This window comes from Synechococcus sp. R6-7 (assembly GCF_047461695.1).
Classification (GTDB): domain Bacteria; phylum Cyanobacteriota; class Cyanobacteriia; order Thermostichales; family Thermostichaceae; genus Thermostichus.
The window spans coordinates 1-3,292 of sequence record NZ_JANSHS010000379.1 but is presented as its reverse complement, the minus strand read 5'-3'; the positions used below and the strand labels follow the sequence as shown (position 1 = coordinate 3,292).

3 protein-coding genes are annotated in these 3,292 nt (G+C 63.3%); all 3 read right to left on the bottom strand.

Features of this window, described 5'->3' with window-relative positions; genetic code table 11:
- Nucleotides 1–688, bottom strand: a 688-nt coding sequence (locus NW815_RS11150; RefSeq protein WP_414416013.1) for a glycerate kinase, incomplete at its 3' end; no start/stop codon positions are given.
- A 38-nt stretch (nt 689–726) separates the two neighbouring features.
- Nucleotides 727–1,098, bottom strand: coding sequence for a DUF760 domain-containing protein (locus NW815_RS11145; protein WP_011433215.1), 372 nt, complete (start codon nt 1,096–1,098; stop codon nt 727–729).
- 186 nt (nt 1,099–1,284) lie between these two features.
- On the bottom strand, nt 1,285–3,292 hold a 2,008-nt coding region (locus NW815_RS11140; protein WP_414416012.1), incomplete at its 5' end, for a DNA gyrase subunit A.

Below are 3,292 nucleotides of genomic sequence, written 5' to 3'. Positions count from 1 at the left end.
GGGTGGCGCCCTTCTGGGGGGCAAAGACGGCGGCGGCTCCCAACGGGCCAGTGAGGGGGTTTTGCACATCGCAGAGGCCGCGGACCCGTTTCCCCTGCCAACCAGGCTGTTCGGGGGGCTCGATGCGCGCCAGCCGGGCCAGCTCCGCCCCACCCCAGCCGATGGGATCCCCAGCTCCATCCAACAGGCGATAGCCTAAGGCCTGCGCCATGCCCGCCCCTCCATCCACGGTGGCGGATCCCCCCAGTCCTATCCAGATCTCAGCGATGGGATCGCGGCAAACAGCCCGCAGCAGCTCCCCCAGGCCATAAGTGGTGGTGCGGGTGGGATCCCGCCGCTCCGGTGGCACCAAGGTCAGGCCAGCCACCTGGGCCAGCTCCAACAGGGCCAGCTCTCCTGCCACCCCGTACTCCGCCCAGACGGGATCCCCCAGGGGGCCGGTGACCCACAGACCCTTTTTCTCTCCCCCCAGCGTCGGCAGCAATACCTCTAGGGTGCCCTCTCCCCCATCGGCCAAGGGGAGCCGCTCCACCTCGGCCTCCGGCAGCACCTGTTGGATCCCGCGGGCCATGCTCTCTGCCGCCGCCGTGGCTGTTAGGGATCCCTTAAAGCTATCCGGGCAAACCAAAATCCGCCGCGGTGGGCTGCTGAACTGGGATCCCTTTGCCTGGAAACCCGCATCCAGCATGGAACCTCCTCGGCGGCGCTAAAAGGTGGATTGCAAGCCTAGCCCTCCTCCTCTGCTGGCGAAGGCTGATCCGCGCTGGCAGGCTGGGAGGCACTGCCCAAAGATTGCTCCAGGGCTAGGCGCTGCTCCATGACCCGCAGGAAATAGCCGCCCATCATCGCGCCGGAGAGCATTTTGGCCAAGCTCTCGCGGTTGGTGATGATCTGAACCCCGAATTGATCGGAGGGCAAGCTCCCCACCAAGCTACGGATGTTGTGGCCCAAGATCTCCAGCACTTCCGGAGAAGAATTGCGGGCAATATCCTGAAAGACGCTGGGATCCTGAGACTGCAAGTATTGCCAGAGCCGGTTGTCGGGGCTCGGAGTTTGCACTGCCTCAAAACCAGGGATGAAGTTCAACGGGCTCGCCATGGAGTAACCCAGCTCCACAAACACAGCAGGTGTAGCCCAAACTAGGGCGCTCGGCCTGATCCCACAGACCTTCGCCGTTCCCGCAATTTGGGCTATGTCAAAGCTAACACCCCATCTTCACCCCCCTCGGTACGGGATCCCACCCTTCTGCGGCGGCAAATGCCGTACCTAAGTAACGGCCGGGGATCAAGCGCTGGCTTCTGAGGTCTCCTCCTCGGCAACCAAGGCAGCGGGTACCACTGTAACTCCCACAATGCTGTCTTCCGGATCCAGGCGCTGCACCAGCACCCCGGTCGCCTCGCGGGACTGGGTGGGAATGGCCTTGGCCAACTGGCGCATGACAATGCCCCTGGCGGTTACCAACAGGATCTCGTCTTCGGCATTGACGATGCGCAGGGCCGCCAGCTCGTCCGACGCCTGGCGGAACTTGGTGGCGATCACCCCCTTGCCGCCGCGGTTTTGCTGGCGGAAATTGTCGATGGCCGAGCGCTTGCCCCGCCCTTCTTTGGTGATCACCAGCACCCAAGGGTTAGCCAGCTTCTCCCCCTCTCGCTCGGCAGCCATCACCGATTCGGCAGAGATAATATCCATGCTGACGATGTCATCGCCGGCGTTGAGGGTAATGGCCCGCACGCCCCGGGTGGCCCGTCCCAGAGGGCGCAGTTGCTCGTCATCCGCCGGGAAGCGAATGGACATGCCTTGGCGGGTCGCCATGACCACATCATCGCTGGAGCGGGCGCGGCGCACCCAGCGCAGTTCGTCGTTTTCTTCCAGAGAGATGGCAATCAGGCCGTTGGAGCGTACATTGGCAAAGGCGCTGAGGGCCGTTTTTTTGATGTAGCCGCCGCGGGTGAGCATCACCAGATATTCGTCGTCGCTGAACTGGCTCACCGGCACCATGGACGTAACCCGCTCTTCCCGGGTGATCGGCAGCAACTGAACGATGGCGCTGCCACGGGCGGCGCGGCTCCCCTGGGGGATCTGGTGGGCGGGCAGGGTATAGACTACGCCCCGATTGGTGAAAAAGAGGATGGTGTCGTGGCTGCGACAGGCAAAAAACTGTTCGATGGCATCGTCTTCTTTGATGCGGGCGCCGGCTTTGCCGCGGGTGGCTCGCCCCTGCACCTGGAACTCCTCAAGGCCCATGCGCTTGATATAGCCCTGCTCGGTTAGAAAGATAACCGTCTCCCGATTTTCGATCAGATCATCCGTTCCCAGCTCCCCATCCTCCAAACAGAGGCGGGAACGGCGCGGGCTGGCAAAGCGGGCTTTGAGCTGCTGCAGCTCTTCGCTGATGATCTGCATCACCCGTTCTCGGCGGGCCAGAATATCCCGCAGGTCGGCAATTTGCCTCACCAAGTCTTCGTGCTCGGCCTGGATTTTTTCCGCTTCCAGGGCGGTGAGGCGGCGCAGCTGCATCTGCAGGATCCCGTCGGCTTGGGCTTCACTCAGGCCCAACACCGCCTGCAATTCCTCTCGGGCTGTGGCGGTATCGGCGGCTCCCCGAATGAGGGCAATCACCCGATCCAACTGCCCCAAAGCCAAGAGATAGCCCTGCAGCAGGTGATCCCGCTCTTCGGCTTTTTGCAGCTCGTAGCGGGTGCGCCGCTCGATCACCTCTTCCCGAAAATCCAGAAAAGCCTGCAGCGCGTCCCGCAGGGTCAGGGTGCGCGGCTCGCCGTTGAGGATGGCCAGCATGTTGACCCCGAAGTTGGCCTGCAGGGGGGTTTGCTTGTAGAGGTTGTTGAGCACCACCTGCGGCTGGGCATCCCGCTTTAGCTCGATCACCACCCGCATGCCGCTGCGGTCGCTCTCGTCACGGATGTCGGCAATGCCTTCCAGCTTTTTCTCGTTGACCAGCTCGGCGATCTTCTCGATCATGGCTGCCTTGTTGGTTTGGTAGGGCAGCTCGGTGATGATGATGGCGTCCCGAACCGGTCGGCCCCGCTGCTCGATCGTCTCCACCCTGGCCACTCCGCGCAGGGTGATGGAGCCGCGCCCGGTGGTGTAGGCTTCGCGGATACCCTCTTGGCCCATGATCAGCGCCCCGGTGGGGAAGTCGGGGGCCGGGATCCACTGCATCAACTCCAGGCTGGTCAGGTTGGGGTTGTGGATGAGGGCGATCAGGCCGTCCACCAATTCGCCCAAGTTGTGGGGCGGGATGTTGGTGGCCATGCCCACGGCAATGCCGGAA

Excerpts from the sequence above, each read along its gene's own strand:
- NW815_RS11145 (WP_011433215.1), bottom strand. The coding sequence starts at position 1,098 with ATGGCGAGCCCGTTGAACTTCATCCCTGGTTTTGAGGCAGTGCAAACT.